Annotated in this window: 25 protein-coding genes and 1 pseudogene; 10 read left to right on the forward strand and 16 right to left on the reverse strand. The window is 70.0% G+C overall.

Annotated elements, in window-relative coordinates; translation table 11 throughout:
• Window positions 1-286: 286 nt before the first annotated feature.
• The 4 genes from JYK04_RS01995 to JYK04_RS02010 form a co-directional block, all read right to left on the reverse strand.
• On the reverse strand, window positions 287-1042 hold the full coding sequence (locus tag JYK04_RS01995; protein ID WP_229876383.1) for a hypothetical protein: 756 nt from the start codon (window positions 1040-1042) through the stop codon (window positions 287-289).
• Between the two features lie 90 nt (window positions 1043-1132).
• A complete protein-coding gene (locus JYK04_RS02000; protein WP_189743291.1) occupies window positions 1133-1309 on the reverse strand; it encodes a hypothetical protein in 177 nt (58 codons plus the stop codon).
• 164 nt (window positions 1310-1473) lie between these two features.
• Window positions 1474-1917 carry an RICIN domain-containing protein gene (locus tag JYK04_RS02005; RefSeq protein ID WP_189743293.1) on the reverse strand — a complete coding sequence of 148 codons (444 nt, stop codon included), beginning with the start codon at window positions 1915-1917 and terminating at the stop codon, window positions 1474-1476.
• A 354-nt stretch (window positions 1918-2271) separates the two neighbouring features.
• Window positions 2272-2556, reverse strand: a complete 285-nt coding sequence (locus JYK04_RS02010) for a hypothetical protein (protein WP_189743295.1) — start codon at window positions 2554-2556, stop codon at window positions 2272-2274.
• 149 nt (window positions 2557-2705) lie between these two features.
• On the opposite strand from JYK04_RS02010, the gene JYK04_RS02015 reads away from it, so the two are divergent.
• Entirely contained in the window at window positions 2706-3104 is a 399-nt protein-coding gene (locus JYK04_RS02015; RefSeq protein ID WP_189743297.1) for a hypothetical protein, read from the forward strand.
• Window positions 3105-3648: 544 nt separating this feature from the next.
• Complete coding sequence (gad, locus tag JYK04_RS02020) at window positions 3649-5085, forward strand: glutamate decarboxylase (protein ID WP_229876385.1); 1437 nt, start codon at window positions 3649-3651, stop codon at window positions 5083-5085.
• Window positions 5086-5625: 540 nt separating this feature from the next.
• Here the strand turns inward: gad and JYK04_RS02025 are convergent.
• Complete coding sequence (locus JYK04_RS02025) at window positions 5626-6042, reverse strand: LppU/SCO3897 family protein (protein ID WP_189743299.1); 417 nt, start codon at window positions 6040-6042, stop codon at window positions 5626-5628.
• A 160-nt stretch (window positions 6043-6202) separates the two neighbouring features.
• Window positions 6203-7456, reverse strand: a complete 1254-nt coding sequence (locus tag JYK04_RS02030) for a protein-glutamine gamma-glutamyltransferase (RefSeq protein ID WP_189743301.1) — start codon at window positions 7454-7456, stop codon at window positions 6203-6205.
• An 875-nt stretch (window positions 7457-8331) separates the two neighbouring features.
• Between JYK04_RS02030 and JYK04_RS02035 the strand changes: the two genes are divergently transcribed.
• Window positions 8332-8988, forward strand: a complete 657-nt coding sequence (locus tag JYK04_RS02035) for a hypothetical protein (RefSeq protein WP_189743303.1) — start codon at window positions 8332-8334, stop codon at window positions 8986-8988.
• Window positions 8989-9194: 206 nt separating this feature from the next.
• Here JYK04_RS02035 and JYK04_RS02040 read toward each other — a convergent pair whose 3' ends face one another.
• Together JYK04_RS02040 and JYK04_RS02045 are read right to left on the reverse strand one after the other, a co-directional pair.
• The gene (locus JYK04_RS02040) at window positions 9195-9350 is read right to left on the reverse strand and encodes a hypothetical protein (RefSeq protein WP_189743305.1); all 156 of its coding nucleotides are present in this window, start codon (window positions 9348-9350) and stop codon (window positions 9195-9197) included.
• Window positions 9351-10035: 685 nt separating this feature from the next.
• Window positions 10036-11007, reverse strand: a complete 972-nt coding sequence (locus tag JYK04_RS02045) for a helix-turn-helix transcriptional regulator (RefSeq protein WP_189743307.1) — start codon at window positions 11005-11007, stop codon at window positions 10036-10038.
• Window positions 11008-11106: 99 nt separating this feature from the next.
• On the opposite strand from JYK04_RS02045, the gene JYK04_RS02050 reads away from it, so the two are divergent.
• On the forward strand, window positions 11107-11742 hold the full coding sequence (locus JYK04_RS02050; RefSeq protein WP_189743309.1) for a TIGR03086 family metal-binding protein: 636 nt from the start codon (window positions 11107-11109) through the stop codon (window positions 11740-11742).
• Window positions 11743-12040: 298 nt separating this feature from the next.
• On the opposite strand, the gene JYK04_RS02060 is transcribed toward JYK04_RS02050, so the two are convergent.
• Entirely contained in the window at window positions 12041-13027 is a 987-nt protein-coding gene (locus tag JYK04_RS02060; RefSeq protein ID WP_189743311.1) for an aldo/keto reductase, read from the reverse strand.
• Window positions 13028-14020: 993 nt separating this feature from the next.
• Between JYK04_RS02060 and JYK04_RS02065 the strand changes: the two genes are divergently transcribed.
• On the forward strand, window positions 14021-14221 hold the full coding sequence (locus JYK04_RS02065; protein ID WP_189743312.1) for a hypothetical protein: 201 nt from the start codon (window positions 14021-14023) through the stop codon (window positions 14219-14221).
• Window positions 14222-14706: 485 nt separating this feature from the next.
• Here JYK04_RS02065 and JYK04_RS02070 read toward each other — a convergent pair whose 3' ends face one another.
• Entirely contained in the window at window positions 14707-14910 is a 204-nt protein-coding gene (locus JYK04_RS02070; RefSeq protein WP_030832902.1) for a cold-shock protein, read from the reverse strand.
• Window positions 14911-15315: 405 nt separating this feature from the next.
• Between JYK04_RS02070 and JYK04_RS02075 the strand changes: the two genes are divergently transcribed.
• Genes JYK04_RS02075 through JYK04_RS02085 form a run of 3 tightly spaced genes read left to right on the forward strand, consistent with a single transcriptional unit; the run spans window position 15316 to window position 17349 of the window.
• Complete coding sequence (locus tag JYK04_RS02075; RefSeq protein WP_189743314.1) at window positions 15316-15525, forward strand: hypothetical protein; 210 nt, start codon at window positions 15316-15318, stop codon at window positions 15523-15525.
• A gap of 33 nt (window positions 15526-15558) precedes the next feature.
• Entirely contained in the window at window positions 15559-16746 is a 1188-nt protein-coding gene (locus JYK04_RS02080; protein ID WP_229876390.1) for a hypothetical protein, read from the forward strand.
• Between the two features lie 21 nt (window positions 16747-16767).
• Window positions 16768-17349, forward strand: a complete 582-nt coding sequence (locus tag JYK04_RS02085) for a hypothetical protein (RefSeq protein ID WP_189743316.1) — start codon at window positions 16768-16770, stop codon at window positions 17347-17349.
• A 703-nt stretch (window positions 17350-18052) separates the two neighbouring features.
• On the opposite strand, the gene JYK04_RS02090 is transcribed toward JYK04_RS02085, so the two are convergent.
• The 3 genes from JYK04_RS02090 to JYK04_RS02100 all read right to left on the reverse strand — a co-directional run bounded on the left by JYK04_RS02090 (window position 18053) and on the right by JYK04_RS02100 (window position 21238).
• Entirely contained in the window at window positions 18053-18496 is a 444-nt protein-coding gene (locus JYK04_RS02090; RefSeq protein WP_189743318.1) for a hypothetical protein, read from the reverse strand.
• Window positions 18497-18848: 352 nt separating this feature from the next.
• A complete protein-coding gene (locus tag JYK04_RS02095) occupies window positions 18849-20528 on the reverse strand; it encodes a DUF6297 family protein (protein ID WP_189743320.1) in 1680 nt (559 codons plus the stop codon).
• On the reverse strand, window positions 20519-21238 hold the full coding sequence (locus tag JYK04_RS02100; protein ID WP_189743322.1) for an ABC transporter ATP-binding protein: 720 nt from the start codon (window positions 21236-21238) through the stop codon (window positions 20519-20521). Before JYK04_RS02100 ends, JYK04_RS02095 begins: the two co-directional genes overlap by 10 nt.
• A gap of 514 nt (window positions 21239-21752) precedes the next feature.
• Between JYK04_RS02100 and JYK04_RS02105 the strand changes: the two genes are divergently transcribed.
• Both JYK04_RS02105 and JYK04_RS02110 read left to right on the forward strand, forming a co-directional pair.
• Complete coding sequence (locus JYK04_RS02105; RefSeq protein ID WP_189743324.1) at window positions 21753-22094, forward strand: HopJ type III effector protein; 342 nt, start codon at window positions 21753-21755, stop codon at window positions 22092-22094.
• 336 nt (window positions 22095-22430) lie between these two features.
• Window positions 22431-23324: a hypothetical protein gene (locus JYK04_RS02110; RefSeq protein WP_189743326.1), complete on the forward strand. Its 894-nt coding sequence runs from the start codon at window positions 22431-22433 to the stop codon at window positions 23322-23324.
• A gap of 828 nt (window positions 23325-24152) precedes the next feature.
• Here JYK04_RS02110 and JYK04_RS02115 read toward each other — a convergent pair.
• The 3 genes and pseudogenes from JYK04_RS02115 to JYK04_RS02125 all read right to left on the reverse strand — a co-directional run.
• Window positions 24153-24518, reverse strand: a pseudogene (locus JYK04_RS02115) (HAD family hydrolase); the annotation flags it as partial.
• 324 nt (window positions 24519-24842) lie between these two features.
• Window positions 24843-25331, reverse strand: coding sequence for a flavin reductase family protein (locus tag JYK04_RS02120; RefSeq protein WP_189743327.1), 489 nt, complete (start codon window positions 25329-25331; stop codon window positions 24843-24845).
• A gap of 132 nt (window positions 25332-25463) precedes the next feature.
• Window positions 25464-26831, reverse strand: a complete 1368-nt coding sequence (locus JYK04_RS02125) for a mycothione reductase (protein WP_189743329.1) — start codon at window positions 26829-26831, stop codon at window positions 25464-25466.
• Window positions 26832-26897: the final 66 nt, after the last annotated feature.

Here is a 26897-nt window from a genome sequence, read left to right on the forward strand (position 1 = left end):
CACCGTGTCCGGGGCCTTCGCCAGCCGGCGAGGAGCACGTCGACCGCCGCGAGGTCGAGCTCGGCTCATGAGCTCACCAGGTTGGAGAGCGACCTCATGCAACGCAGGACACAGGCCGAGACCGAAGGCCGGATCGGTCAGATCGAGGGCATCGACGTCGCCCCTGCATTCCTACCTTCCTTCGCACCAAGCGCAACGAGACCCAACGCCGATTTCAGCGGCCATCCGTCGACCTCGGCCTCCCCGAAGCGAGAAGTCATGGGACCGGAAAATGATCACACCCAGTTCAGGCGGGCCAGGTGCCGAGAGCGCGGGCGAGTTTGTCGTTCTGCTCACGCGTGATGCCTTGTCCCAGCCGGATGCCGCAGCGGGGACTGTGGTGAGCACCGCAGACGAGGATCCCGTCGAAGATCTCGTCGCTGCCGATCGGCTTCTCCGGAGCCGGCATGACCCATTGGGCGGCTGCGAACAGGGGATGATCCAGCATCCGTCCCGCCAGACGTCGTGCTTCACCGGCCGGGACCCTCGCCCACAGCAAGGCTTCGGCGACTACGTCGACGGCTTCTGCCGGGGTGTCCTGGTCTCCCAGCGTGGGCAGCAGGAGCAGCAGCCGGGCATGGGGGTTCTGGACGCCGGGCGCTGCTGGGTCGGGGGTATGGGCGATGTGGATGAGCTCTCGCCATGCCAAGCCGGGGCCGGCGTAGTGGCCGTCCACAGTGGCCAGGTACCCGTGACGCCCCCAGTCGGCATGAGTCACGAAGTACTCAATGCCGGCGTCATCGGGGTGGTTGGCATGTATCACGACAGCGGTGTGATCGTCGGCGAACGGTATTCGGAAGGCCAGCCACGCTTCCTCGTTCATCAGTACCTCGGCCGCCGCGTCAGCGTCGGCGCCGTCCACGCCGAACAGCTCGGGCAACGGGACATCGTGCTCGTCGTCCGACTCGCACATCCACATCAGGCAAGCCGCCCAGAACCCGGGTAGGGCCATCAGCTCTTCGCCGGCCACAACCGGGCCCTCGTCGTATCCGTTGATCAGCACTCATCAAGAGTGCCAGGCCCCTATGACAGTGCGTTCCGTCCTTCTCCCTCGTCAAGCGACAGGTATCCCACCCCCCTCTTCAAAGGAGCCTCACTGACGAACCACATACCTACCCTCACCCGATCGACCAGAGCCGTCGCGGCCGAGCTCGGCGTCGGCCGGCGCTTCGTCGAGCGCTACCGCCCCAGCGAACGAAAAGCCCGCGCCGACCACCTCGAAGTCGAACTCACCGACATCGACTGCATCGACGTCTCCTTCCGAGAACAAGCCGGGCGGTCGCACCCCACCCGAAGCAGACTGAGCCGAAGCACGACAGTTGACGCAGAAGCGGGCTTGTTGTCATCCGGAAGACGGCTGTCCTGTCGTAGGCAGGGCTGCGTCTTCGGGCGGTGCCCGGGTCGGCTGCCGACCCGGGCACCCGGTCCACGTCTCTACTCCATGAACTGGAAGGTCCACGCCTGGCTTCGGTCGCTGACGTCGAGTGGCCTCAGCGCGATACGGGGCGGGAAGATCCGCAGCAGGCTGAGGTCCAGGGCCAGCTCCTCGCCGTCGACGGGGCCTCCGGGGACGACGATGTGGAAGGTGTGCGGCTGGTCGCTCTGGTAGAGCGCCCACTCGCGGGGCTCGGGGTATCCGACGACCGGCTTGTTCGTCTCCGGGTCGCCGTCGTAGGAGACATAGGTTTCACTGCGGAGGTTGCGGATCGTGTAGTTGCCGTTGCTGAGTTTCTCCAGCTGCCATTCCTGCTCGCCGGGATTGCCGGTGGGCGGCAGCAGGACAACGGGTGTCTTGGGTTCCGATGCCCCGTCCAGCAGCGTGAGCAGCTGCTCGCGAGGGCGGGTGATCATGTACAGGCCGTTCGGTACAGGTGCCATGGCCGACTCCACTCGTGTCGTGCGGTGCCCGCGAGGGTCACCGCTGATCTTTTGGGTCAGGCGAATCCCTTCCCTGCCGACGTCCGACAGAGGGTCGGAAAGGCCCTGCGTCACCCTCCAGGAGTACAGCGGATGCGTCCCGGCGCTCGATCGTCTCCGTCCGGCGGCAGATGCTCTGCGCATCCCATGGCGTGAGAAGGAGCGTGCCGATCCGGTGACAACTACGGCGCCTCACCAGGTCGACACCTGCCGCTGGTGACACCTGCCGTACGTCGGCACACAGGCGTACCTCTCCAGAACACGGCGGCGGCGGTCACCATGCCGGTGACCGCCGCCGTTTCCCGCCCGGCTGCGTCAGCCGGCCCGCTCGAAGGCGAGGTTCGCGTTCGGGCAGCCGGCCGCATACGACAGCAGCGCCTCGCGCTCGGCCTGGTCCACCGCCGGCCCCAGCGGTGCTTGGTGGCCACCCACACACCGATGCCCCGGCAGTGCACCGCCGGGGCCGGCCTCCAGGTCGCTCTTCTGACGGTTCCAGCGGGCCGTGACGCCGACGAGGGTGACGTCCGATCCCAGGTCGTTTCCGTACCGGTGGCGGCGCTCCGTCTTCCTGCCGTGGCCACCGGCCGACGGGGAGCGCAATTCGAGTCGGGTCGCGTTCCCGGACCGCCCTGGTGGCGAGCAAGGCTGCTCATCCTCACGGATCCGGCCTCACGGCCTGGCGTCCGGTCCACGATCATGGAGCGGGAGTCCGATCCTCGCCCCCACCCTTCGACCGACAAGGAGCCCGCATGTCCGTCGAGCTCGACTTCCCGGAATTTCCCTACGAGGAGCCCCCCGGCGGCATCACCTGCCGGCAGGAGCCCTGGAACGGCGTCCTCGTCGCGGTGGACCAGATACCTTTCAAGACCGGCGACAAGGTCACCTTCCACATCACGGTCTGCAGCGACGCCACCGGGCAGACGCCGGCTGCGGAGATCCAGGGTGTCGCGAGCATCACCGCTGACACCACCTCGGCCAGCTACACCATCCCCTGGGACGGCGTCCTGGACGCCGTCACCGAGGGTTCCATCATCGCCTTCTACACGCTCACCCCCGCCGACGGCAGCGCGTCATCGACCTCGCAGGAAGCCATCGTCCGGTACTCCCGTCAACGGCCCGGCGGCGCCGTGTGCGGTCCGGACGACTGAGCCGCGTGGGGCAGGTCCTCGCGCCGGCTGCCGTGCTGCGAGTCGAATCCCGATGGCGTTCCTGCCCGCATCGCCGCGACGGGCAGCCGGAGATCAGCTGTGGGGTTGCGACGTGCGGGCTTCCAGCTGGGCGGTCCAGTCTGTTGCGGCGCAGCGGCGCCGTGGTGTGGCGGTCACGACGTGAAGGCCGAGGAGTGGGGCCGGAACGGCCGAGGGAGGTCTTGGGCGAGTGGGGTGAGCGCGGTATTGCGGGCAGGACGCATGGGAATGCCGTGTGCGCACTTGGTCCCGCTTGTACACGTCACGGATCTCCTCCGCGATCGGCAGAGACATAATCGTCTCTGTGAGGGTGTACTCGTCAGGGTGGGCGGTCGTCGGGGCGAGGACGGCACAAGCCTGGGAAACCGCGACGACACTGCGACGGCAAGTCGTGATCACGGTCCGGTGATACCGGGCGCAGCACCACCGGTATGAAGGCCCCGCCTCCGGCCGACCCACGGCCGTACTCCGTCTTCCTCGGTGCACGCCTGGCCCGTCTGCCACGGTGTCGCTGACCGCGCCGACCGCGCGGTGTGTCCTTCGACCTCCGCAGGCTCCGGCGCTGTTGAATCGAGTCATGACCAAGCGCGACGACTCGGCTCTGTTCGGCAACCGATTCCTGACGGTGCCCGCCCCCTCGGAGACCTTCCCCGAAGAAGGCATGGCCGCGACGGACGCGATGAGGCTCGTGGATGTGGATCTCGCCATGGAGGGCGACCCGCAGCGCAACCTCGCCACGTTCGTCACCACGTGGATGGAACCGGAGGCGCAACGGCTGATCGCCGAGAACCTTCACCGCAATTTCATCGACCATGCCGAATACCCCATTTCCGCCGAGATCGAGCAGCGCTGCGTGCGCATGCTCGCGGACCTCTTCCACGCGCCCGGCAGGACGACCGGATGCCGGACCCAGGGCTCGTCCGAGGCGATCATGCTCGGCGCGCTGTCGTTGAAGTGGAAGTGGCGCGAGCGCCGCCAGGCGGCCGGCCTTTCCATCGACCGGCCCAACCTGGTTTTCGGGGGTGACGTCCACGTCGTGTGGGAGAAGTTCTGCCGCTACTTCGACGTCGAGCCGCGGATCATGCCGCTTGCCGAGGACAAGTACACGATCGGCCCGGAGGACGTGGAGCCCCACCTCGACGAGAACACGATCGGCGTCGTCGCCGTCCTCGGCACCACGTTCACCGGCCACATGGACGATGTCGTCGGGATCGACAAGCTCCTGCGGGACGTTCGCAAAAAGCGGGACCTCGACATTCCGATCCATGTCGACGGCGCCAGCGGCGCATTCGTCTGGCCCTTCCTCTACCCGGACTCGAAATGGGACTTCCGGCTCGAGCAGGTCCGTTCGATCAACGTCTCGGGACACAAATACGGACTGGTCTACCCCGGCATCGGATGGCTGGTCTTCCGCGAAGAGGCCGACCTCGCCAAGGACCTCGTCTTCTACGAGAACTACCTGGGCAAGACCGACGCGACGTTCACGCTGAACTTCTCCACCGGTGCGTCGATGGTGCTCGCGCAGTACTACAACTTCGTGCGGCTCGGTCGCCAGGGCTACACCTACGTCATGAAGGCGATGCAGGAGAACGCCCGCACACTGGCGGACAACCTGCGCAGCAGCGGCCGCTTCGAGGTGATCGGAAGCGACCTCGAGCAGCTGCCGCTGGTCGCTTTCCGCCTCGCCGGCAAGCACGCCTACGACGAGTCCGACATCGCCTGGCAGCTTTCGGCGGAGCGGGGCTGGATGGTGCCGGCATACACCCTCCCGCCCAACGCGGAACGGGTGAAGATCCTGCGCGCCCTGGTCAAGGAAACCCTGAGCCGCGAACAGATCGACCGCCTGACCCAGGACATCGCCGACGCATGTAGCACGCTGGACGACAAGGGGGCGGCCCACAGCATCGAGCGGACCCAGGTCAAGCGCGGCACCGGCTACTGACGCACTGTCACGGAGTGGTCCTCTGAGCGGCCGGCAACCGGCAACCCGTGCTGTTACCTGTCCCGCGCGGTCAGGTGCAGGACCTGGGCCTTGGAGCGGGTGGTCCCGACCACCGCAAACATGCCGTCGTCACACAGCACGCCGGCGGCCGCCCGGCCCACCCGGGGGGGCAGCCGCTGACCAGCGGTGTCGGCTACCGCAGGTCTTGCTGTTCGGCTTGTTCGGCCTGTTCGGCCTGTTCGGCTCTCGTGAACAGGGCCGACGGGTGGCTGTCGCCAGCTCGGTGAAGTGCGTTCGGAAGCCGTCCCGGTCCTGTTCGACGGCAGACAGCAGCCAGTCCTGCTGGGCGGCCCGATCCGATCAGCGCGCCGGCGGCCAACGGTGTGCAGGTCTCCGTGCAGAACGTGGCAGCAGGGCGTTGCGGTTGTCCGGGAGACGGCCTCACGCTGCTGGACTCGCTGCACGGGCGCCCGACGGCCCGCGGGGACGTCGCAGGGGCCGGACCCGGCGGGTCCGGCCCCTGCGGGCTTGTGTGGGGCGTCAGTTCTTGACGGGCTCCGTGCAGAGGACGAACTTGTCCGTCTCGAGCTGCTGCGCGAGAGCGACCTCGGCCACGCCCTCGCACTTGTCGAGATCGAAGGTGTTGTCAACGACCTTGACGACCTTGTAAAGGTCGGCCACCTTCTCGGTGCAGCCCTTGCTCTCGACCTTGGGGTCGTTCTCCGGGCCGGTGACGACGACGCAGTCGCCGGCCTTCGCGTGCACCGGGGCCTCGCCCGTCAGGTAGGGAAGGCCCAGGCGCCAGAACAGTGCGACCGCGATCGCCACGCCGACGCCGAGGATCTTCTTCCCCAGGCCGCCCTTCTTCTTCGCGGGCTCGGACGGCGCGACGGTGGCGTCGAACGGGCCGGGAGCGGCGGGCTGCTCGGGGGTCTGCGGTGCGGGCGGCGTGGCCATGGAGTTGCCTGTTCCTGCGGGATGCAGTTCGACCTCGCCACCACTACCGGGGGGTATGGCCGAGCCGATTCCGAAGACTTCACCGAGGCCCAGGCCGATGAGCGGCCCCTCACCGTCCAGCGGTAGTTGCGCAGAATCGTGCTCGTGAAGGGACGAGTTGTTACGACCAGCCCTGCTTCACTTCGGCGGGTGCGGTGTTCCAGTTCTTGGGTATGAAGGTGATGATGTAGGTTCCGCGGTCGAAGTCGGTGTATCCGGAGGACCAGTTGCGGAACTTGCTCTCGTACACCTGCATGGGCCCCATTCCACCTTCCGGCGAATGGTAGTGGTTGGCGTGGGTCCATATGGTGTTGTTCGGGTTTGCTTCTTTTTGATCCCCGAACCAGCCGTAGTCGAAGTTGACATAGCTTTCGCCGGGCTTGGCGGGGCTGCGTGAGGTGTTCTTGTCCTTCGACATGTCGACGAGGCCTGTGTTCTCGTTGGGGCGGAAGGCGTCGGGGTCGCCGTACTTCCGCTTGTCGGAGGCGCTCCGGGGGTCCTGCCCGCTCCAGAAGTGCTTCGAGTAGATGACCGCCTTCATCTTGGACGGGTCGTGGTTGCCCCCGTTCCTGTCCTTGAAGGACGGGGTGTTCCTCAGGGCCGAGTAGAAGTTGGAACGGCTGTCTTCGGCGGCGAGAGCGTCGTCGCGCTTCGTGAGCTCCGCCTTGAGGCTGCTCAGGTAGGCAGTCTCGTCGTGGGCGCTGTCCAAGGCCTTGTTCATGACGGATGCCACATCGCGGGCCCGGTTGAAGCCCTTTGCCTCGTCAAAGCTTTGCTTGGCGATGCGCCCCTCGAATTCGGCCCGCGTCTCGCCCGGCCGGGGGCTGGTGTTCTCCAGAGCGTCCCTGTGCTTTTCCTCGTCGAAGGACGCGAAGGCCAGTTTGTTCGTCGGGTAGGGACCTGAATTGACCCAGGTGACACCGACGCACCCGTAGGACAGCTGCTCCCGCTGTTGTTCGGTCATCTGCTGCACTCGTCCGTCGCGGTGGCTGTAGACCTGCTGCCACTTGCGTATGTAGTTGCTGACGCCGGTGGTGGCCCTGTCTCCACGGGCCCGGTATGCGTCGGGCATGCGGTCCAGTGGCTCGGCGGGCGGCGTCACCCTGCCGTCGGCCGCAGCGGAGGGCCTGAGGGACTCGGTGGCGCTCGGCAGGTCCCCGCCGGGGGTCTTGTCCGGCCGGCCCAGGTCCAGGGCCTCTTCGTTCAGCGCGTTGATGAGCCTGATGTCATCCGCTGTCAGGCCGTTGCTGTCGGCATAGGAACCCTTCCCGTCGCCGGTACCGCCGACTGCCTGGCTGACGGACGGGGTGAGACCAGCGGTGCACAGCACGATGCCCACTGTGGTGAGGGCGAGGAACCCTGAACGTTTGTACATGAAAGCCTGGAATTCCTTTCATTGAAAAATGACACGCGAGAGCGCGAAGCGTGTGCGCGGCGGCATGAAAGAGCTGCCGAAGCCGTCCTGCTCCCGGCTCCCGGCTCCCGCTTTTGCCTCGCGCGTCCGGAAGTGGCAAGAGACCGGCACCGGACGGAATTTCACTGCTCCTACGCCGGTTCTCGAATGGATAGTCAGGTCGTACGAGAAGTGATCATGTCCCGGTGCCGATTCCTCGGCAACACTGCGGCTCCACATTCGGCCAGCAGGCCAATGGGGTGGTATCCGGTCATGCGGACCGGGCCTGCCCTGCGCCGGTACGTGCAGCGGCAGCGTTCTCCTGGCCCCTGCCGCACGATCCGTGGCGCGACCGGACCCGGCCGCCTCGAAAGCCCCGCGGAATGGTCTGTGGTGGCGCTGTCAGCCGTGCCGGGGAATGTCAGGCGCCGGCGGCGATACGGACGCGGGAGCTCCGGCCGACGCGTGCGGAGTTCCGGCCCGACGCGGCTCTGCCTGCCGGGAGGACCGCAAGGTCTTCGCCACTCTCCCCTTCGAACCTCGGTCGGCTCGCTGCCGGCCCAGCTCTGTCATGAGCCGTCGTCTTCCGTAGAACGGCCGGTAAGGCCCTCTCCGTGCGGAGTTCTTGGCGACTGCAGCGGCAGCGGCAGCGTGCACGGTGTCCTGATCGGCGCCCGGCAGCACTGACCTGTTCCCGAGCCGGGCCGCGGGGGCCCGGCGCCTGCCGCGGTATCCCGGACGACGAGTCGCCATCGCGGACCAGGCCGCCGGACAACCGGCCGGGCAGCCGCACCCTTTACGTGCCCCGTGCCGTCGCGGTTACCTGGAGCGCACACGTACGAGCCACGGGGGCGGGCATGGCGGGCTGGCACGGGGGATGGGCGCGCGGACTCTGGCGGACGGCAGTGGCGCTGGCCGCGCCGCCGCTGGCCGCGGCCCTGGCGTTCGGGGTGGCGTGGGAGTCGGCGTACGGGGCGTTGGGCGACTGGGGGTTCTTCCTCGGCGGGCTGCTGCTCCCACTGGTCCTGCTCGGCTGGCACGCCACACGGCGAGGGGCCTCGCTCATCGCGTGGTCCGCCCTCCCTGCCGGTCTCGGCGCCATCCTGGCACTCGCTTCCGTGGGGCACAGCGCGCTGGAGGACCGGGGCGTCGAGATCAGCTGCCTCGTGCTGAAGGTCACCGAGCACACCGAGACGGAATCCTCCATGGACTCGGAAGGCCACTGGACCTCCACGACCCGGACCTCGTACGACCACCGCCTGGGCTGCCCCGCAGGCGGACCGGAACACCTGGACGCCTCCTCGCGGCTCGCGAAGGAGGGCGAGTCGCTGGCGGTGGTGCACGACCCGCAGGGCAAGGTCTCGCCGAGGGCTGCAGGGGACGTCCACGGCCGAGGCCTGCGCACCGCGGCTGAGGTGGCGGTCGGGGCGGCGGTGCTCCTGGGGCTGGTCGGCGGAATCAGGGAGGCGTACCAGAAGCGGCGCCGGAGGCCGCGGGGGCCGGCCGGGCGGTGAGACGCCCGTTCGAGGGCGGCACTTTTCAGGCGTTCCGCGGCACCCGCCCACGGCTCCTTTGACCTCGCCGTACGTGGTGGAAACGAGCGGGCCGGCTCACCGTCGGGGGGCGCTGATGGAAGCGAACCCCAAGCCATGGACGCACGTGTGACGAGACGTGAGCGGGATCGACCCGTGACTCCAGTACTTGGGTGCACCCTGTGCGGTCAGACCTCGGTCCGGCGGCGCAGCCGCTCGGTGACGGCATGGCCGATGCTCCGGGTCCGGGCGGCAGTCGCGAGCGGGTACAGCACCGCGTACCCCGTCCAGGCGTGCCGGACAGCGGCGGGTCGGCGCTGGGGCGGGAAACGGGACAGGGCCACGGCCACGGTTACGGCCAGAAAGCGCGCTGCCGCGCCTTCTGCAGGTGGGGCCGAGCCCGCCGACCGCGCGCGGAGGTTCCCGTGGCGGTCCGCCTCCCGAAGGACGCCCCCTCACTCGTCATGAGAACGCGCAGCAAGGCGGACTCGCATTCGCGCCCGTTCCGGGATTCCTGCCCGAACGTGGTCACCGGGCTACCGCGCCTGCAGAGGGTGGACGCCGTGGATCCGTGATCTCGATCATCGGGGCAGCTCGTCCGGCATGGGTGCGAGCACTTGGGCCACGTAATCGCTGAACAGCTTGCTCCGGACCGCGCGCTGGGCACTTGGCTGAAGGCCTTGAGTCGCCGGCCGGCGGAGCGGGGCGCCCGAGCGCCGGGCGCTGGCCAGCACCACCGTCCCGGCCGGGAGGCTCAGGGCCAGACCGACGGTCCCGTACCCGGACCGGTCAGCCCACCAGCCGCACGCGGCCAGCACCATAGCCGCCAGCATGCCCGCGCCGGTACGGCGCTGCCTGCACCGGGGTCACCCCCTTCCAGTTGATACGGCCACCCCGGCCAGGCCCTGAGTCCAGGCTCCGTAACCCGTCCCGCGACCCGCGACCCGCGACCGAACACACCGGACACTGACAGCGCCTGCTGCCCGGCAAGGGACAGGAACGCCCACCCCGAAATCGGTTCGCCATCGGCTACCGTCCGTGGGGTTCGGGCGGCTCCTCCCCCGCGTACATCCCCGTGAGTTCGGCGGCGATCCGGGCCAGCCACTGCCGTACCTCCGGCGGCTCCAGTACCTCGACCCGCGCTCCCAGCCCGGCCAGATGCCCTGCCAGGGCCTTGGCGGCCGGACCGTCGACCCACACCTCGGTCCAGCCGTCGGGCAGCGGACCGCCGACGCGCACGCGGCCGCCGAGGAACCGTTGCAGCAGGGCCAGTGTGTCGGGGTGGACGCGGGCCCGGGCGGTCACCGCGTGCATGCCGTCCTGGAAGGCTCCGGACAGCGTCCGCCACGCCGTGGCGAGGTCGAAGTCGGGCGGCCGGGTCACCGGTTCGCCGGTCGGCTCGACGGAGGTGACCCGGCTGAGCCGGAAGGTGCGCAGGCCCTTGTCCGTACCGGCGACCAGGTAGTCCACGCCCGCCTTGGCCACGAGCCCGAGGGGGTCGACGGTGCGTTCACCGACTGGTTTGCCGACGCCCGCGTACCCGAGGCGGACACGGATCCCGTCCACGACGGCGCCCTGGAGCGCGGAGCGGTGGGCGGCATCGGCGGTGACGGCGTTGCGGGACCAGTCCGTGGCGTCGACGACCCCCGCGCGAGTCGCGGCCTGGGCCTGCGCCCGCATGGTCGGCGGCAGGGCCCGGACCAGCTTGCGCAGGGTGGTGCGCAGTTCGGGGGTGGCCGACAGGGGGCCGGTGACGAGGAAGAGCGCCCGGATCTCGTCGGCGGTCAGCCCGGTGAGGTTGGTACGGGCCCCGCCGACGAGGGACCAGCCGCCGCCGCGGCCGCGCTGCGAGTAGACGGGGATGCCGGCCGCGGCCAAGGCCTCCAGATCTCGGCGCGCGGTGCGCTCGGACACCTCCAGTTCCGCGGCCACTTCGGGGACGGTGACGCGGCCGCGTTCTTGGAGGAAGAGCAGGGTCGCCACCAGCCGGTCGGCTCTCATGTGCCCTTTTTCCTCCTTCGTGGGTGCCGCGTCGTCGCCTCTCAATTCTCTTCGAAAAACTGGCCAGAAGGTGGCCACTTCTGCTTACAGGATGAACCCATGAACAAGACCGAACAGCTCATCGAGACCCCGTCCGACTCCACCGGCACCGTCGCCGCCCCCTCCTCCTTCGATCCGCGGACCGACCTCGCCGCGGCCGTCGAGCTGGCGGGCCTCACGCTGGCCGCCGTCCGGCCCGAGCAGTACGACGCCCCGACCCCCTGCGAGGAGTTCGATGTACGGCGACTGTCGAGCCACCTCGTCGCCGTCGTCCGCCGGATCTCGGTGATCGGGCGCGGCGAGGACCCGTTCAGCGTCCCGTCCTTCGCCGACGAGATCGCCGACGGCGCATGGGCGGCGGCCTGGGTGCCGGGCGCCCGCGAGGTCGCGGAGGTGTGGGCGGATCCGGGCATCCTCGGCCGGCAGCTGCGCCTGCCGATGGGCGTCCTGCCGGGCGCGGCCGCCGCGGCCGTCTACACCCACGAACTCACGGTGCACACCTGGGACCTGGCCAGGGCGACCGGACAGGACCCGGACTGGGACCCGGCCCTCATCGAGCGCGTGATCGGCGTCGTGCGCCGCGCACTGCCGGCCGAAACCCGCGGCGGGCGGATCCCCTTCGCAGAGGTGGTGGCCGTGGACCCCGAGGCCCCGGCCATCGACCGGCTCGTGGCCTGGGCCGGACGCCGGCCCTGAGGGCCCCGGTACGGGGGCAGCCGGAGGGCAGCGGCCTATGGGGCACGGTCGACCGCCCCGTCCGGGCTCTTCCTCACAGCCCAGGCCGCGCACTTGTCCGTCGCCCCCCCGGCCGCCCTGTACGCGTTCTGGCAGCTGACCGGGCTGATCGGCCTGGTCTGCGGGTTCTTCGGCAACGCCGGCGCCCGCAACGCCTGAGTGCTGTTCGGTATCGGCAGCTTCGCCATGATCTGGTCAGCCGCCCCGGCCGGGGGCCGCGCCGCCGCCGGGCACGGCATACGCGGTACCGCGCGCGGACTCAGTTGTTGACGAAGGTGAGGCTGGTCGCGTCGTAGCGGGTGCCCGCGATCTGCTCGGGTGGGGCGGCGGCCTCGATGGCGGCGAGGTCGTCGGCGGTCAGCTCGACGGCCAGGGATGCGAGGTTCTCCTCCAGGTAGCGCTGTCGCCGGGTGCCGGGGATCGGCACCACATCGTCGCCCCGGTGCTGTACCCAGGCCAGGGCGAGCTGGCCGGCGGTGACTCCCTTCGCCTCGGCGAGTTCGTTCAACTTCTCGACGATCAACAGGTTCCGCTCGAGGTTCCCGTCGGCGAAGCGCGGCTGGCTGCGCCGCACGTCGTTCTCCGCCAGCCCTTCGACCGAGCTGTAACGGCCGGTCAGGAAGCCGCGCCCGAGCGGGGAGAACGGGACGAGCCCGATGCCGAGTTCGCGGCAGACCGGGCCGATCTCCGCTTCGAGGTCGCGGGTCCACAGCGACCATTCGCTCTGCAGCGCCGCGATCGGGTGCACCGCGTGCGCCCGTCGGACGGTGTGCTCGCCGGCCTCGGACAATCCGAGGTGACGGACCTTTCCGGCCTGCACGAGTTCGGCCATCGCGCCGACGGTCTCCTCGATCGGCACCTGCGGATCGACCCGGTGCTGGTAGTAGAGGTCGATGTGATCGACCCCGAGTCGACGCAGCGACGCCTCACATGCCTGCCGCACGTAGGCGGCGTCGCCCCGGACACACGTGGGCTCACCCAGACGGTTGGCGAAGCCGAACTTCGTGGCCAGCACCACCTCGTCGCGGCGCCCGGCCACCGCCCGTCCGATCAGTTCCTCGTTGTGCCCGGCGCCGTAGAAGTCGGCCGTGTCCAGAAGTGTCACCCCCAGATCGAGAGCACGGTGCACGGTGGCGATGGACTGCGCGTCGTCCGTCGCACCGTAGCCGTGGCTCATGCCCATGCACCCCAGGCCCTGCGCGGAAACCGCCAGACTGCCCAGGTGCCGGATGGGAACTTCGGTCATGTTGCTGCCTCCTGAGCTCGGAATCACTGCTCAGGACGTTAGGTGTTGGAGCGCACTCGAAGTCAACCCGGCGCCCACCCCCGTCCTCCGGGCCACAGAGCGGCTCCGCCCACCCGGCTCGCAAACACCACCACTCTCCGCGAGGGGACCTGTCGCTGCGCCGGGGGTGTCCGTGCAGACGCATAGGCCGAGACAGAAGCGGATGCTGAGCGCTGAACGCCGGGTTGCGTGTCCCGTTCCGGGGCGAGTCCCGGGCTCCTCGGCGTCGCCCCGCCAAAGGTGCCCCGAGGCTGCCGCGGAAGCCGGCAGGCAAACCTCCTGCAGAGGGCCGAGAGGAACTCGCCGCACACCGATTCCAGTTGACCGGCGTACCCTCGGGCCTGGACAAGACGACCCGCGCTGAAGCCCTTCGGTCACTTACTGGGCTGCGGCAGGCCAGGACCGTGCCGCGACCCGCACCGACGCGATGCACTCCGCCACAACGACCGCCTCCGCCGTCCCCCACAGACCACAGCGCTCATGCCAGGAATCCGGCCGAGGGCGTGCGGTGCGCCGGATTCCGGCCCGAAGTGTCGACGGCCATCGGGACATTCGGCAGACCGGTCCACCACCCCGAGCCGCCCCGGCCGCGGACAATCGCGGCCGCGCCGTCGACCACACCCGGCTCGCCGCCGCCCCGGCCTCACGCTCCGGAGCATCCCCACAGGTGTGGGGTCGACGCCGGCTCCAGCCGCTCGACGGCTGTGACCAGGGCTGTGCGGCGTGCGGGGGTGGGGGTGGGGGTGGGGTGTCGGCGGTCTGCCTGGCCGCGGCGGCACCGACCTCCGGCCGACCCAGGTGGTGGCGATCCGGTTGGCTGGTGCGAGGACATCGACAGGGTCCCAGGACGGGGCGGCTGTCGGTGCGGGCAGCGGTCACGTACGGCGGTCTTCGTGCAGTACCCGGAGGACCCCGGAGCGGGTCGGCGGCGACGGGATCCACTTCGCGCCGACCGTGACCGAGTTCAACGGCACGCTGTGGTACCCGGTCACCGGCGCCGGCGGCGCCGTGTACTGGCGGACCTTCACCGAAGCCGTCGGCTGGAGCGCGATCACCCGGTTCCGGGGCTACATGGCGACGACCGGCCGCACCCTGGCCACCCACGCAGCAGGCTGTGGCTGCTGCCCGCGGGCAGCGACAGCCTTCTGTGGCTGACCGTCACACCGGCGGCAACGCCTGGGACCCGGCGTTCCCCGACAAGCTCGGGCGGAAGTTCACACACACCATCGTGCTCGCCTTCTACAGCGGATACACGTGGCGGATGCGCAGCGCCGAGGACTGCGCCCTCCACCCCGCCCGATGCTCCGAGAAGCCGACCGGACCCGAAGGGGACGGACGCGATCCATCAACGGCCGGCGCACCAACCACGGCCCCGCCCTCGCCATCCACGGCGGCAGCATGTGGATCTCCACCTCAGCCTCGCCGGCGACCTCTACGCTTCCGTCCGCGGCGGCGCCCACTGGGGCACCCCCAGATCGTCGGCGGCGGAGCCGTCAAGCCCATGGATGAGGCCGTCGCCGTCGCCGTCGACCACGACAACAAGCCGTACGTGATGTACCGCCGCTGACGGCTGCGGGCCCACACGCGGACACGGTGCCCTGCCTCCGCACACCACAGGCAGGACACCACCCGCAGCAGCATCAGATGGGGCGGACCTGCTGCGCCTGGGGACCCTTGGGGCCCTGGCCAGTGGTGAACTCCACCCGCTGGTTCTCCTCGAGCGACCGGAACCCGGACGCATCGATCTCGGAGAAATGCACGAACACGTCCGGAGTGCCGTCATCCGGCGAAATGAACCCGAACCCCTTCTCCGCGTTGAACCACTTGACAGTCCCCTGAGCCATGACACGCCTTCCCGGTCCACCCCGGCCCGCGAACACCGCAGGCCGGCAGCACACCGTTACTCCCCCACCCCGCACAGGCGAAACACCACCCAGGAGTGAAAGAGACGAGACCGAGCACGACGACTCCCCCGCCTCCCAGTGGCCGAGCAACAGGCCGTCTCCGCGAGCGCGAGGCCGACCGAGGCACGGAGTCGATTACGCGCGCTCCGGCTGCCGGATCCAGTCCCGCGAACCATCTCCGCAGGTGCAGCGTTCAGCCGCACGTGCATCGCCGCCCTCGGCGGCATGCAGGGAAAACGTGGCCTGCAAGGACGAACAGACGCAGCCCGTCAACCGCCCACCCTTGACTCGTACCCGGCGCCGCCAGCAGACTCGGTACGCTTGCTGATCTTCGCTGGGGGGGCTATGAACGGCTTGATCATTTTCTATGCATGTCTGGGACTGCCGGTCTGCGCACTGGTCGCGTTCCTCCTCTGGAGCGACAAGGCCACACGGACGAAGAATCTCGACGGGCTGCAGATGGAGGAACAGGCCCGCCAGCAGGCCCGATTCGACAAATTGTCCCCCGCACGCAGGCTGTACACCCCGCCGGGCGAACTCAACCGCCGCCGCTGACCCACGGGCGGCCCCGCCCAGGAGAGCCCGCCGGTGCAGAGAACCGCCCTCGTGCCCTACTCCCGTCTGCCCCGTGCGCACCACGACCGTCACGTCCTGACCAGTACTGTCGACGTCTTCGGCGCCGCCCACTGGCTGCTCTCCGAACGGGCTCCGGAGCCCGGCGGCGATGTCCGGCCCTTCGACGCGCTGGTCGTCTCCGCCCATCCCTACGGCAACGTCGAACTCACCGAGCTGCGCTCCGTGCGAGCCCGGTGGCCGCACCTGGACCGCCTGCCCGACGGCGGGTTCGTCGTCGCCGCGGCCCGCGCCCGCCGGTACGAGGACGCGGACCAGGTCCAGGTCCAGGTCCAGGTCTCCGTCCAGGTCTTCGACGAACTCGGCCGCGAGACCTCGTCCTTCTGTGTCGGGGACGCCATCGAGCGCCTGCTCGTGGACGGGACCGGCCACCTCTGGGTCGGGCATTTCGACGAGAACCCTGTGGGAACCCGACGCTGGAGCGCCACGGGGCGGCTGGCCTGGGCGTCCGACGACGTCCACATCCCCCGACTCGTGGACTGCTACGCCCTGAACGTGTCCGGCACCTTCGCCTGGGCCTGCCCGTACGCCGACTTCCCACTCCTCGAGATCCGCCCCAACCGCCCCGACCGGGCGGTGAAGGTGCGGGCGAACACCGTGCGGGGCGCCGAGGTGGTGGCCGTCCACGGCGAGCGGGTCGCCTTCTACGGCGGCGACGGCGAAGAGCGGGACCGGCTCGCCCATGGAGAGCTCACCGAGACCTCCGTGGAGCCGACGGAGGTCGGCCTGCTCACCCTGCCCGACGGCGCTCCCCACGGCCGCCGGCGGGTCGTCGGCCGGGGAAGCAGGATCTACGTACAGGCCGATCGCCGCACTCCTGGTGATCCGGGGCAGCTCGCGATGAACCTGGAACTGCCGTACCGGGACGACCTGATCACCCCCTGCGCCGAAACGGACCCGGAGGTCTTCCAACTCGCGAAGCGGAGTGACCGGCCGAACGGATCTGCGCCGCCTGCCCCAGCACCGCCCCCAAAAAACAGCGCCCGCCAGAACAGGATCTGGGACGGGCGAGTGGCCGCCGGTCTCATCCCGACTGGGGCGGGGCGAAACGATCCACAAGTCTCCGAGAACACGAAGTGGCGGGCGCCGCCCATTAAGAGCTGCCGGGCGCCGAGCAGTATGTGTGAGACTCCCTCTGAATGATCACTCGGGGGGAGTTTCGCGTTGAACGCGCTGTTGAAGAGGGTGTGGATCGGGCTGGCCACGACCTTGATCGTGAGTCTGGCCGCCGTGGTCCTGCCGAACCACGTCCAGATAGGCGACGACGGGCACATCCACCTGGGTGCGCCCCCGCCCGCGCCGTCCCCGTCCACGGCGGTGCCCACTCCGGAGTCCACGTCACCGCCCCTCAAGCGGGACGCCGTGGAGGAGGTGATCCGGACCGCGGTCAGCGCGGCCGGCCTTGACCCGGCGCAGGGCCGCCCGACCGTCGCGGCCGCCGCCAACTCGGACAGGACGGGCTGGATGGCCGTCCGCGAGAAGACCGCCGCACAGGCGGAGATGAACGCGATCTGCGCCGACCTGGAGCGCCAGGGCTGGACGCTGAACCCGAACGGCGACCGCCCCGACGCCTCCCGCAGCTACAAGCGCGGGGGCTGGTACCTGCTGGTGAGCACGCGTGGGAAGACCCAGGCGCCGTCCACCACCTCCACCTTGACCGACTCGCAGACCTACCTCACCCTCACCGGGCTCCAGCTGAACCTTTCCGACATACCCCTCCCCGAGATCACCGTCCGCATCGGCTGACCCCTTGATACGGCCGAGGGCAAGGCGTTGCTACCCGAGCCAGACGATGTCCCGGACGGACAGGAGCCGGGTGACGTCCGGACAGGCGCACCGCCCCGGACGTCGTCCATGAAGGCGTCGACGGCCGGGGCCGCAGCGACCCGCAGCTGCCAGGTGCGCACCACCTCGTGCGAAGGGCTGCGGCCGTCACGGCAGGTGGAGGTCGCCCTGGGCGTAGCTGCATGACGCGGCCTCGCTCGTACCCAAGCTGTCGCAACCTTCTCCATCGGAACCGTCGGCCGCTCCGGTGAGAACCCGACTTCACCCGCCGACCCGCCCGCTCCTGGAACGCCACTGTTGTGCGTGCCGTCACCTGTCCCGCGCGGGCAGGAGCAGTACCAGGGCCTTGGAACGGGTAAGTCCCGAGCACGGCGGCCACCGCTTCGGCGCCGTTGCGCCAGTCGGGCAAGCTGCGCGACCCGTGGGGAAGCCCTGCGGCAGGGAAGACCCTGCGGTCCGCCGAGAAGGTGAAGCCGAACCGCGCCTCGACCACCTTGAGTGGGGGCACCGGGACTGCCCGCGACCGTGGCGCCGCGGACGAGTACGCCGCGCCGAGGGAGGCTCCAGTGCGCGGAAGCCGCTGTGTCCACACTGAAAGACCTGAACGACGCGGTGTGAGCCCGCAATCGGGTTCGCACCGCGTCGTCCTGGTTCGGCTGGGTGGTTACAGCTTCAGCCAGGGGCTCTTGTTGGCCAGGGTGGCGGTGTGGCTGCTCGTCCAAAAGATGGTCGTGTAGTTCCCGTAGGCCCGGCCGGCCCGGCCGTTGAAGTCGGGTGAGGTGAGGTGCATGTTCCTGACGGCTCCTGAAGGGCAGTCGTAGATCTTCTGCGACATGATCCTCGAGCCGCCGGTCTCCAGTGTCTGGAGCATGATCTTGCAGGCGGGGTGCCCCGCGCGCAGGGTGACGTACGCGTCGGGCCGGCCGACGCCCGCCCTCGGGGCGCTGATGCAGGACTTCCAGTCGACGTAGCTGGAGCCGAAGCCCTCCGAGTACTCCCAGCAGCCGCCACCGCTCGCCGCGTGCGCGGCGGGAGCGAAGACCAGTGACGAAGCGAGGATTCCGGCCGCGCTCAGGATGCCTGCGGCGACCCTGGCGATCTTTGACATGCCCATTCCCCCATACTGTAGCCGCGTGGTGACGGATGGTCACGATCGAAATTATGGCCCGCCCCGCAGGCCGTCCACCGATCGACCCACGTTCAGAGGTAAATTTGAGGAAGCGGCACCACGGCCATCCTCGCCCTCGACCCTGACCAGCGACGGATCGCCGTCGACCCGGCCGAGCGCGAGGCACTCCTGCGGTACGCGGCCCTCTGCCCCAACACCCGACCGGCTCTCCGCACTTGGCGACTCGCGTACGGCGCGCCGGTCAGTCGCGTCTGACCGCTTTGGATATCGCGTCCCGGCTCCGGTGTAGCCGTCTCCCGGTTGCAGAACGGCTGGCGCGAGGCCGGGCCCCTCACGTGTGCAGGTCGCGCGACTGACGGGTGATCCGGCGGACCGCCCAGGCGATCACCACGGCCGACCGGGCGGCCAGCCACAGCGTGGCGGAGGCATCCGGACCGGCGGACGGTCCGACCACGCTGTGCCAGAGCCAGGGGGCGGTCACGAACCCTGCGGCCAGGGCGGGGGCCAGTCGCCACAGCAGGAACGGCAGGGCGGCGAACCAGTCGAGCGAGAGCGCCAGGAGGTCGTACCGGGGCGCGCCCCGGTAGGCTCCGACCAGCGCTGTTGCCACAAGCGCCGGCCCCGCGACGAGCAGCGTCACCGCATAGGTGGTGAGCGTTCCGGCGGGGGCGCCCGGCAGGAGGGCGGCCGACCGGGCAACCGCCGCCGCGGCCCAGAGCAGCAGGCCGGGTACCACCAGGTGACCGACGGCCAGGGTTGCGGGAGAGACGGGCAGCAGCAGCGTACGCCGCGGCCGGTCGGTGTCCTGATAGGCCGGTTCGGCCAGGGCAACCGCGGCCAGATGGAGGGGCACGACCAGGAACAGGCCCAGCGCAGTGGCCTGCAGCGGCCCGACCGGGCCGTGCGGGGTGTCCCGCATCCAGTGGGTGACCAGCTGGAGCTGGGCGACGCCGGCGGCCAGCACTACGAGGGCTGCGGCCGAGCGGCCGGGGTGGCGCAGGAGGACGACGGCGTCCCGCCACGGCCCCACCGCCCAGCGCGATCGGGGCAGCGGCAGACGCAGCCGTGGGCGCCGCCGTCCGGTACGTGCGGCCGACTGCATCACCAGCGTCAGTGCGCGCAGGTCCAGCAGGACCGCGCCTTGCGCGGCCTGCCGGCTCGTCCCGCCCCGGCTCAGCAGTTCGGTGGTCGGGATGCTCCCCGCCACTTCGAAGGCCGCCCGCAGTACGGCGGCCGTACCGAGCACGAGTACACCGAGCGCCGCCGCCCAGGCGGTCGCGTCACCCCGGGACGCCGCCACCGTCGCCCATCCCGCCCAGCCCCACGGCCCGCAGAACGCGGCCGTCGCCGTCAGCGCGGGCACGGACGGGCCCGCGACGACGACCGTGCCGCCGGCCACGGCGAGACAGACGCCCAGGGCCCGGGCCCGGGGGGCCAGGGCGGGGCGGGCTTCTGCCAGTGCTCCCACGGCCACGGCCAGACAGGCCAGTGCCACGTGCGCGCCGAGGGCCACGGGGAGCACGGTGAGCCGCGGTTGGCCTTCGAGCAGGAGCGCAAGGGCAGCCATGAGGGTGCCGATGAGCAGTCCAGCGAGTGAGGCAGCGGCCACGGCGCGCGTCAAGCGGGGCCGAAGGAGTCGTCCGCGGTCACCGGGCAGCGGTAGCAGCCAGGTGATCTCGGAGGCGGCGAGCAGCACCGGCCCGAGCCTCGTACACACCGCCAGTTCGCCCGCCCACAGCAGCAGGTTGGCGCCGACTTGCACGGCACGGGCCGTCGCGCCGCCGGACCAGCCGAGGGCGTGTCCTACGGCGGGTGCCGTCCGTATCAGGCCGGCGAGCACGACGGCGATCGCGATGGCAGCGCACGCCCAGGTCCATACGTCGTCGAAGCGCAGCCGTCCCGAGCCACGCTCGCGCCGGGCCGCCGTCATTCCTGCGATCGCCTCGGCCGTGGCGGCCGCCGGATCGGCGGCGTCGTGCAGACCGTCTGCGCTGCGTTCGGTCACCGCCATGGCCACGCCGCCGACTGGGCGGTCACCTCGGCGGGCGTTCCGAGAGCGGCTGCGCGGCCCCGATCGAGCAGCAGTACCTCGTCGGCGACCTCGCCCACGACTCCGCGGTCGTGGGAGGCCAGCAGGATGGCCGTACCGTTCTCCTTCGCCGCCAACAGCGCGGCCGCAAGCCTGCGCCGGGCCCGTACGTCCAGCCGCTGTTCGGGCTCGTCCACGACGATCAGACGTGCAGGTCGTACCAGGACCGAGGCCAGCATGAGCATCTGCCGCTGTCCCGCCGACAGGGTGCCGGGGAAGGCGTCGAGCCGCTCCGCCAGCCCGAGTTCCGCCAGGACCCGGGCCGCTGCCGGTCCTGCGTCCACGCCGAGGCCGTGGGCAGTTGCGACCATGCGCACATGCTCGGCGACCGTCAGATCCGGGAAGCAGTCGGCCCCGTCGAGCAGCAGCGCGACGTCGCGGCGGAAGGCCACGTCCACTTCACGCGGCGGGGCGTCGGCGAAGCGCACGTCACCCCGGTCCGGTTGCTGCCGGCCGACACAGACACGCAACAGTGTCGATTTCCCGGATCCGTTGGCACCCGCCAGGGCCAGGCAACGGCCCGGCCCCAGGACCAGGTTCACGTCCTCGAGCACGGCCTCGCCGTCGTATCCGACGTGGATGCCGCTGGCCCGTAGGAGATTCGGGCCCGGCGCGTCCGGTGTGTCAGTCATTCCCCGCCGCCCTCTTCCCCACTCGCGGTCCAGAGCCGCAGGGCTGTCTCCGCCGAGATAAATTCATCATGCATGAAGATATCAAGGCGGTTCGGCGTCATTTGGGTGTGAGATACGAGAAGGCTGGTTTCCCTCGATGCCGACGGACCGCAGATCGACGGTGTCCGGATCCGGGGGCGAAGTGCAGGTGCGGCCGCGGGTGCTTCGCCGAGCCCGACCGAGAGGACCTCTCCGTACGGGTGGCACTGAACGCGAGACCGAACGGGTCGCGGAACGCGCCGCCAGGCGGCCAGTCCTCAGCGGTGAGTGCGCCGGCGCCGGCCGCAGGACCCCCTCGCGGTCGATCGCCCGAACCGCAACGGCTCGCGGCAGGTCGCAGAGTCGCACATCGTGACCTGCGAAGATGCCGCTCGTCCCGACATGTGGCCCAGTTCTTACCGGCGGGGCTTACGGGGGTATTGTCCCCCGGTCACGGACGGCAAACGGATCGTCCGTCCAACACAAGGGAGCCGACATGACGGATCTGAACGCGCTGCGGGGAAGCCTCGCGTCAGGTGAGCACCAGTTCGCCGACACCCTGACCTTCGTCACCGCGCATTACGAGTATCAGCCGCAGGCGTTCCGCAACGGGGACCTGGAAAACGCCTCAGGCGAGAACGAAGGCTCGTGCAAAACGCTGGGACTGGCCCTGCTGGAAGGGCTGAGCGACCAGGAAGCCCTGCAGGCATTCGGCGAGCACTACCGCAGCGTGCTGGCGACGCCGAACGACACTGATCACGGCAACATCCGCAACCTCATGGCCCATGGCCTTGCAGGGGTGAATTTCGCCGGGCAACCGTTGACCCGCAAGAGCTGAACAGCGACGGCACCGGCAGCGAGGTGGGTCCGGCCTTCCCGGCGCGCGCCCTGGCACGCCGAGCGCGTACGGCGACCTGCTCGCGCGCTGTCGGCCCGCCTCCTCACCCGAAGTGGTGACACCTTCCCGCCGCTGTTGATGCCGGTGGCGATGTCCTCGGCGTCACGAGCTTCGTAGACCTCGATGTCGCCTTGGGCTCCGGCATGGAATCCGCCGAGGGTCTGGTCGCCGCACATGCCGAGGGCGTCCTTGTTGCTGTCGACGACCACGGCCTCGAGCTCCTCGTCTGCACGGGACGCCCACGCCGGATGCGGCAGATCTGAAAGGATCCTCGGCATGCCGATCAAACAGGGCCCGGCGGCCCTCCTCGATGACGCAACTCCGTGGAACGGCCTGTACGAGCAGGCCGCCGAGAAACAGAACGACCTGGTCTCGGAGGTCCGTACCGCGGTCGAGTACGGAATGCACGACCCGGTGGACTCGGTGGAGATGGCCTGCACTGCGGCCGAGACCGCCGGTGCCACGGTTCAGGCCCTGTCAAGCCCGTGGTCCCTCTACACCCCGCAGGACGCCGCGACGGTCGCCTCGGCGCTCTTCGTCCAGCTCCGGTACAGCGCCGACGCCCTTGCAGAGCTGCAGCGGGCGGTGGGGCGGGTGGTCGAGCGCGGCGAGGCCGAGCTGGTTGCCCCGGCTGGTGCCGGAGAGTCGACGAACCTGAGCGACGCCCTGGAGTCGCTGCGTGCGCTGTCCGACACGATCTACGGCCTGGTCGCCCGGCATGCCTCCACCACGGTGCGCGCCCTGCACGCAGCCCCGGGTTCGGCCCCGGTGCCGGCTGACGCACACCAGACGGTGGCGGCCGTGGCAGCCCTGCTCGCGGAGCGGCGCGAGGGGACGGTGACGCTGAACACCGGCCACGAGGACGGCGACTACGACCCTCACGACGATGACGGGTTCGGGTGCGGCTGCGACGTCACGATCCTGGTCGACGGCGAGGAGTACAACTTCCACCGTGGTGACTCGGAATGGTCGCTCACCAGGGCATCGGACGGCCTGGAGACATCGAGCGGCAGCACGGTCTACGACTCCTGGGAGACCATGAGTACGACGTTGAAGACCGCCCACCCACAGCAGCTGGCCGGCGACATCCTGAAGGTCCTCGCGGCCGACCAGAGTGCTCGGCAGGGCTCCGTCGGCTCGCTGCGGGTCGTCACGACCGACCGGAACTGAGGCGTCGTCGAGAAGGCCGGCGGCTGGTCGGCACGCACCCGGGCCGGAGCCGCCGAGGCGGTCGCGCCCTGGTGCGTTGCCGGGCCAGAGGTCGATCCGGATGTCCTGGACGCGCGTGGCTTCCACCTTCAGGCCATGGGCGGGCCCGGGCGGCTGCAGCACCCCGCATGTCGGCCTGGACCCACCAGACGTCTCCCCGGACATCCGCACTCATCGTTGTGACCGGGCCGCTCATCGCATGCGGGACTGATGACTGCCCGGCACGGGGCCCAGGCGGCGTACCGCGCCGACCACGTACAAGGGATTCTTGCCCGAGTGGCTCGGGACGTCGGACAGAAGCAGAAATGCCTGGACCACCACGCCAACGCCCCACGCGCGGACGCTTCCGCTCGGCCAGGGCTCGGCCCGCGCCGTTGCACGTCGGCCGGGCCCACGTCGCAATCGGTTGAAGAACGACCGGTAATGCTGCAGCGCCAGCCGCAGTTCTTCCGTCGCTACCTGCTCACCTTGGCCCCACTGCTCCTCCAGCCCCTGCTTGTGGGCGGAGAAGGTACGGGCGAGGCTCTGCATCACTTCCGCCACCAGGGCGTCCGCCGATGTGACCGCGTCCTGCGGGTCGTCGACGAACCGGCTCTGTATCTCACTCCACTTCTTGTGGTACTCCGCCGTGTCCTCGGCACCCAGCAGCGGTTCGTCGGTGCCCGCCTGGGCCGGGCCGGTCCCCGCTTCGCGATCCGTCGGGGTTTCGTCCCCGCCTTCGCGGAACCCGCCCTCATCGGCGGCCACGTCCCTGGTGGCCTCCCCCGGGTACACGGGCGGCCTCGGACCGCCGACGGCCCGTCTGAGCGCGTCGAGCTCGTCATCCGTCGCCGAGGTTACGAGGACGACCCGCCAACCCCGTCGGTCCAGCTCGCGCAACAGATCCGCCGCCGCTTGCAACGGGGGCAGCCGGTCGAAGTACGTGCCGTAGAGGGTGCTGTGCGCGGCGCTGAGCCTGTCGTCCTCGCTCGTATCCCTGTGCTCGCCCAGCACATGGGCAAGGAGGTCCTCGCCGGGCAGTCCGATCGCGCGGTGGATGTCGTGCATCGCAACGTCGTGGCCCGCCTGCCGCAAGGCCTCCCACCAGCAGACCACGTGCAGGTGATTGGTATCGGCGAGGGTACCGTCGACGTCGAACAGCGCGGCGCGGTTCATGTCCACCTCCCGCAGGGTTCAGCGACCGAGCTCGTTCCTGATCCGGGTCTCGTTCACGGAGGAGGGTCGCGGAGGGTCGTTGTCACAGCTCCCTCGGTGTCAACAACGGCTTTGTCCCGGACCGGTCCAGGCCGAAGTGGCTGCCGCGGTGGCTGACGTGGTGGCTGACGCACCCGTCGGCGAACAGGGAGCATATCGGGCGCCTTACCGCCATAGTCCGGTTGAAACGTTCCGAAACGTGTCCGTGCACGGCGGATCGCACGCCGCTCTGTGCATACCCGCTGCCGGATGCCCTCTTCCTGGTGGAGGGCCCTGCCCAAGGCCTCAGGCCGGGTGGCCGGGCTCCAGGTCGCGCAGCTCCCGGTAGCGGAGCAGTGGGGGCAGGCCGCCCTCGATCGGCGGGCAGACCGCTACGGGAGCCAGGAGGAAGCCCACGTGGTCACCGCCCTCGATACGTCCTTCGATCCGGCCGGTGAACCAGATGGGCACCTGTTCGAGGACCGGACTGCCTGCTTCTCCGGGCCGCCAGGCGACCCGCGCGAACTTGTCCACCTCGTCGCCCGTCTCCCCTCCGAAGAGTTCCGCCAGCGCCCGGTCGTCGCGGCGGAGCAGGTGCACGGTGAGGCACTCGGCCTCACGCGCGACGCGGTAGGTGCGGTTGGCGATCGACAGCCAGACGGTGAATCTCGGCGGGTCGATGGAGCACTGCGAGGCGAAACCCACCAGGCAGCCGTCCCGCTCGCCGCCGGACGCGGCCGTGACCACGAACACCGGGCCGTCGAGCACGGCGGTGAAGGGGTCCAGCTCCGTCACGGCGTCTCCTTGTTCCGAATGCTCCGGTGGCTCTCTGGGCGGCTACCCCGGGTGGTGATCCGCAACCGTCGACGCGGCCCCGGCAGGGCAGGCTGTGCTCGGTCGACCGCCGGCGTCGCTCGGGGGCGGGGCTCACAGGCCGAGGCCGAGGAGGGCGTTCTCCACGACCTCGGTGAGCGCGGGGTGGATCCAGTACGGGGACTTGGCGAGGGTCGTGGCGTCGATGCCGAGGGTCGCCGCCAGGACGAGGGGCTGGATGAGGGTGGGGGCTTGCTCGCCCATCAGGTGGGCGCCGAGGAGCCGCCCCGTACCGGGCTCGGCCAGCACTTTGCAGAAGCCGGTGGTGTTCTCCATCGCCCAGCCGTAGGCGATGTCGCCGTAACCGGCCATGCCCGTCCGGTAGTCCAGCCCTCTGTCGCGGCACTCCTGTTCGGTGAGACCCATGGAGGCGATCTGCGGGCGGGTGAAGACCGCCGAAGGTACCAGCTCGTGGTCGGCGGCGATCAGGTCGTCCGGGTTGCGGAGGTTGTGCGCGACCACCTGCGCCTCGCGGTTGGCCACGTGCTTGAGGGGCACCGGCGAGCAGATGTCCCCCAGCGCGAAGACGCCTTCCGCCGTGGTGCGCTGGTGTGCGTCGACGACCACTCGGCCGTCGTCGTGGGTGGCGATTCCAGCAGCTTCGAGGCTGAGCCGGTCGCTGTTCGGGACCCGGCCCACCGCGACGAGCAGCATGTCCGCCTCGACCGTCGATCCGTCGTCCAGGGTCAGCCGCAGCGCGCCCGGCCGGCCGCCGACCGCCGTGAGTTCCCGGCCGAGCCTGAGGTCGTAGCGGGAGCGGACCAGGTCGGTGAACCGTCCCCGGACCGTCTCGTCCTGGGGGCCGAGCAGGTGCTGCTCCTTCTCGATGATGGTGACGGAGCTCCCGGTCTCGGCGAACACGTCGGCCAGTTCCGCGGCGATGTAACCGCCGCCGAGGACCGCCAGGTGCCGGGGCGGAGCGTCGATGCGCATGATCGTGTCGGACGTCTCGTACGGCAGGCCCGCGTCCAGTACCGGCCCCGGGACCAGGGGCCGACCGCCCGCCGCGACGACGATCTGCCCGGCGCTGACACCGACGGCCCCGTCCGCCCGGTCGATGCGGAGGGTCCTGGGGCCGGTGAACCGCGCCCTGCCCTCGTACACGGTGACCCAGTCCTGCTGGTCACGGCCCGTACGGCCTTCGTCCCGTTCGGCGTCCAGCCGCGCGAAGACCCGGTCGCGCACCGCCCGCCAGCGCACCGCCCGCAGCTCGGCGTCCACGTCGTACGTGTCGGCTTCCCGGACGGTGCGGGCGACGTGCGCCGTGTAGGCGAGCATCTTGCTCGGGATGCATCCGGCGTTCAGGCAGGTTCCGCCGAACCAGCGCTCCTCGACGATGGCCACGTCCAGATCGGCGAACGAGTCGCCGATGACGGCGTTGCCGGACCCGGCACCGATGACGACAACATCGTGGTGACGCATCCGGTCAGCCTACGAGGCCCTGTGCCGGGCCGACGCGTCGGCACACTGGTACGCCGGCCTCTGCCC

Origin of the sequence: Streptomyces nojiriensis (assembly GCF_017639205.1) — a bacterium.
Taxonomy (GTDB): domain Bacteria; phylum Actinomycetota; class Actinomycetes; order Streptomycetales; family Streptomycetaceae; genus Streptomyces; species Streptomyces nojiriensis.

What these genes read in the sequence shown, in the direction of transcription:
- JYK04_RS02005 (WP_189743293.1), bottom strand. Translation starts at nt 1,917, where the DNA reads ATGGCACCTGTACCGAACGGCCTGTACATGATCACCCGCCCTCGCGAG.
- JYK04_RS02015 (WP_189743297.1), top strand. Translation starts at nt 2,706, where the DNA reads ATGTCCGTCGAGCTCGACTTCCCGGAATTTCCCTACGAGGAGCCCCCC.
- JYK04_RS02025 (WP_189743299.1), bottom strand. Translation starts at nt 6,042, where the DNA reads ATGGCCACGCCGCCCGCACCGCAGACCCCCGAGCAGCCCGCCGCTCCC.
- JYK04_RS02030 (WP_189743301.1), bottom strand. Translation starts at nt 7,456, where the DNA reads ATGTACAAACGTTCAGGGTTCCTCGCCCTCACCACAGTGGGCATCGTG.
- JYK04_RS02035 (WP_189743303.1), top strand. Translation starts at nt 8,332, where the DNA reads ATGGCGGGCTGGCACGGGGGATGGGCGCGCGGACTCTGGCGGACGGCA.
- JYK04_RS02045 (WP_189743307.1), bottom strand. Translation starts at nt 11,007, where the DNA reads ATGAGAGCCGACCGGCTGGTGGCGACCCTGCTCTTCCTCCAAGAACGC.
- JYK04_RS02050 (WP_189743309.1), top strand. Translation starts at nt 11,107, where the DNA reads ATGAACAAGACCGAACAGCTCATCGAGACCCCGTCCGACTCCACCGGC.
- JYK04_RS02060 (WP_189743311.1), bottom strand. Translation starts at nt 13,027, where the DNA reads ATGACCGAAGTTCCCATCCGGCACCTGGGCAGTCTGGCGGTTTCCGCG.
- JYK04_RS02070 (WP_030832902.1), bottom strand. Translation starts at nt 14,910, where the DNA reads ATGGCTCAGGGGACTGTCAAGTGGTTCAACGCGGAGAAGGGGTTCGGG.
- JYK04_RS02075 (WP_189743314.1), top strand. Translation starts at nt 15,316, where the DNA reads ATGAACGGCTTGATCATTTTCTATGCATGTCTGGGACTGCCGGTCTGC.
- JYK04_RS02090 (WP_189743318.1), bottom strand. Translation starts at nt 18,496, where the DNA reads ATGTCAAAGATCGCCAGGGTCGCCGCAGGCATCCTGAGCGCGGCCGGA.
- JYK04_RS02095 (WP_189743320.1), bottom strand. Translation starts at nt 20,528, where the DNA reads ATGGCGGTGACCGAACGCAGCGCAGACGGTCTGCACGACGCCGCCGAT.
- JYK04_RS02100 (WP_189743322.1), bottom strand. Translation starts at nt 21,238, where the DNA reads ATGACTGACACACCGGACGCGCCGGGCCCGAATCTCCTACGGGCCAGC.
- JYK04_RS02105 (WP_189743324.1), top strand. Translation starts at nt 21,753, where the DNA reads ATGACGGATCTGAACGCGCTGCGGGGAAGCCTCGCGTCAGGTGAGCAC.
- JYK04_RS02110 (WP_189743326.1), top strand. Translation starts at nt 22,431, where the DNA reads ATGCCGATCAAACAGGGCCCGGCGGCCCTCCTCGATGACGCAACTCCG.
- JYK04_RS02125 (WP_189743329.1), bottom strand. Translation starts at nt 26,831, where the DNA reads ATGCGTCACCACGATGTTGTCGTCATCGGTGCCGGGTCCGGCAACGCC.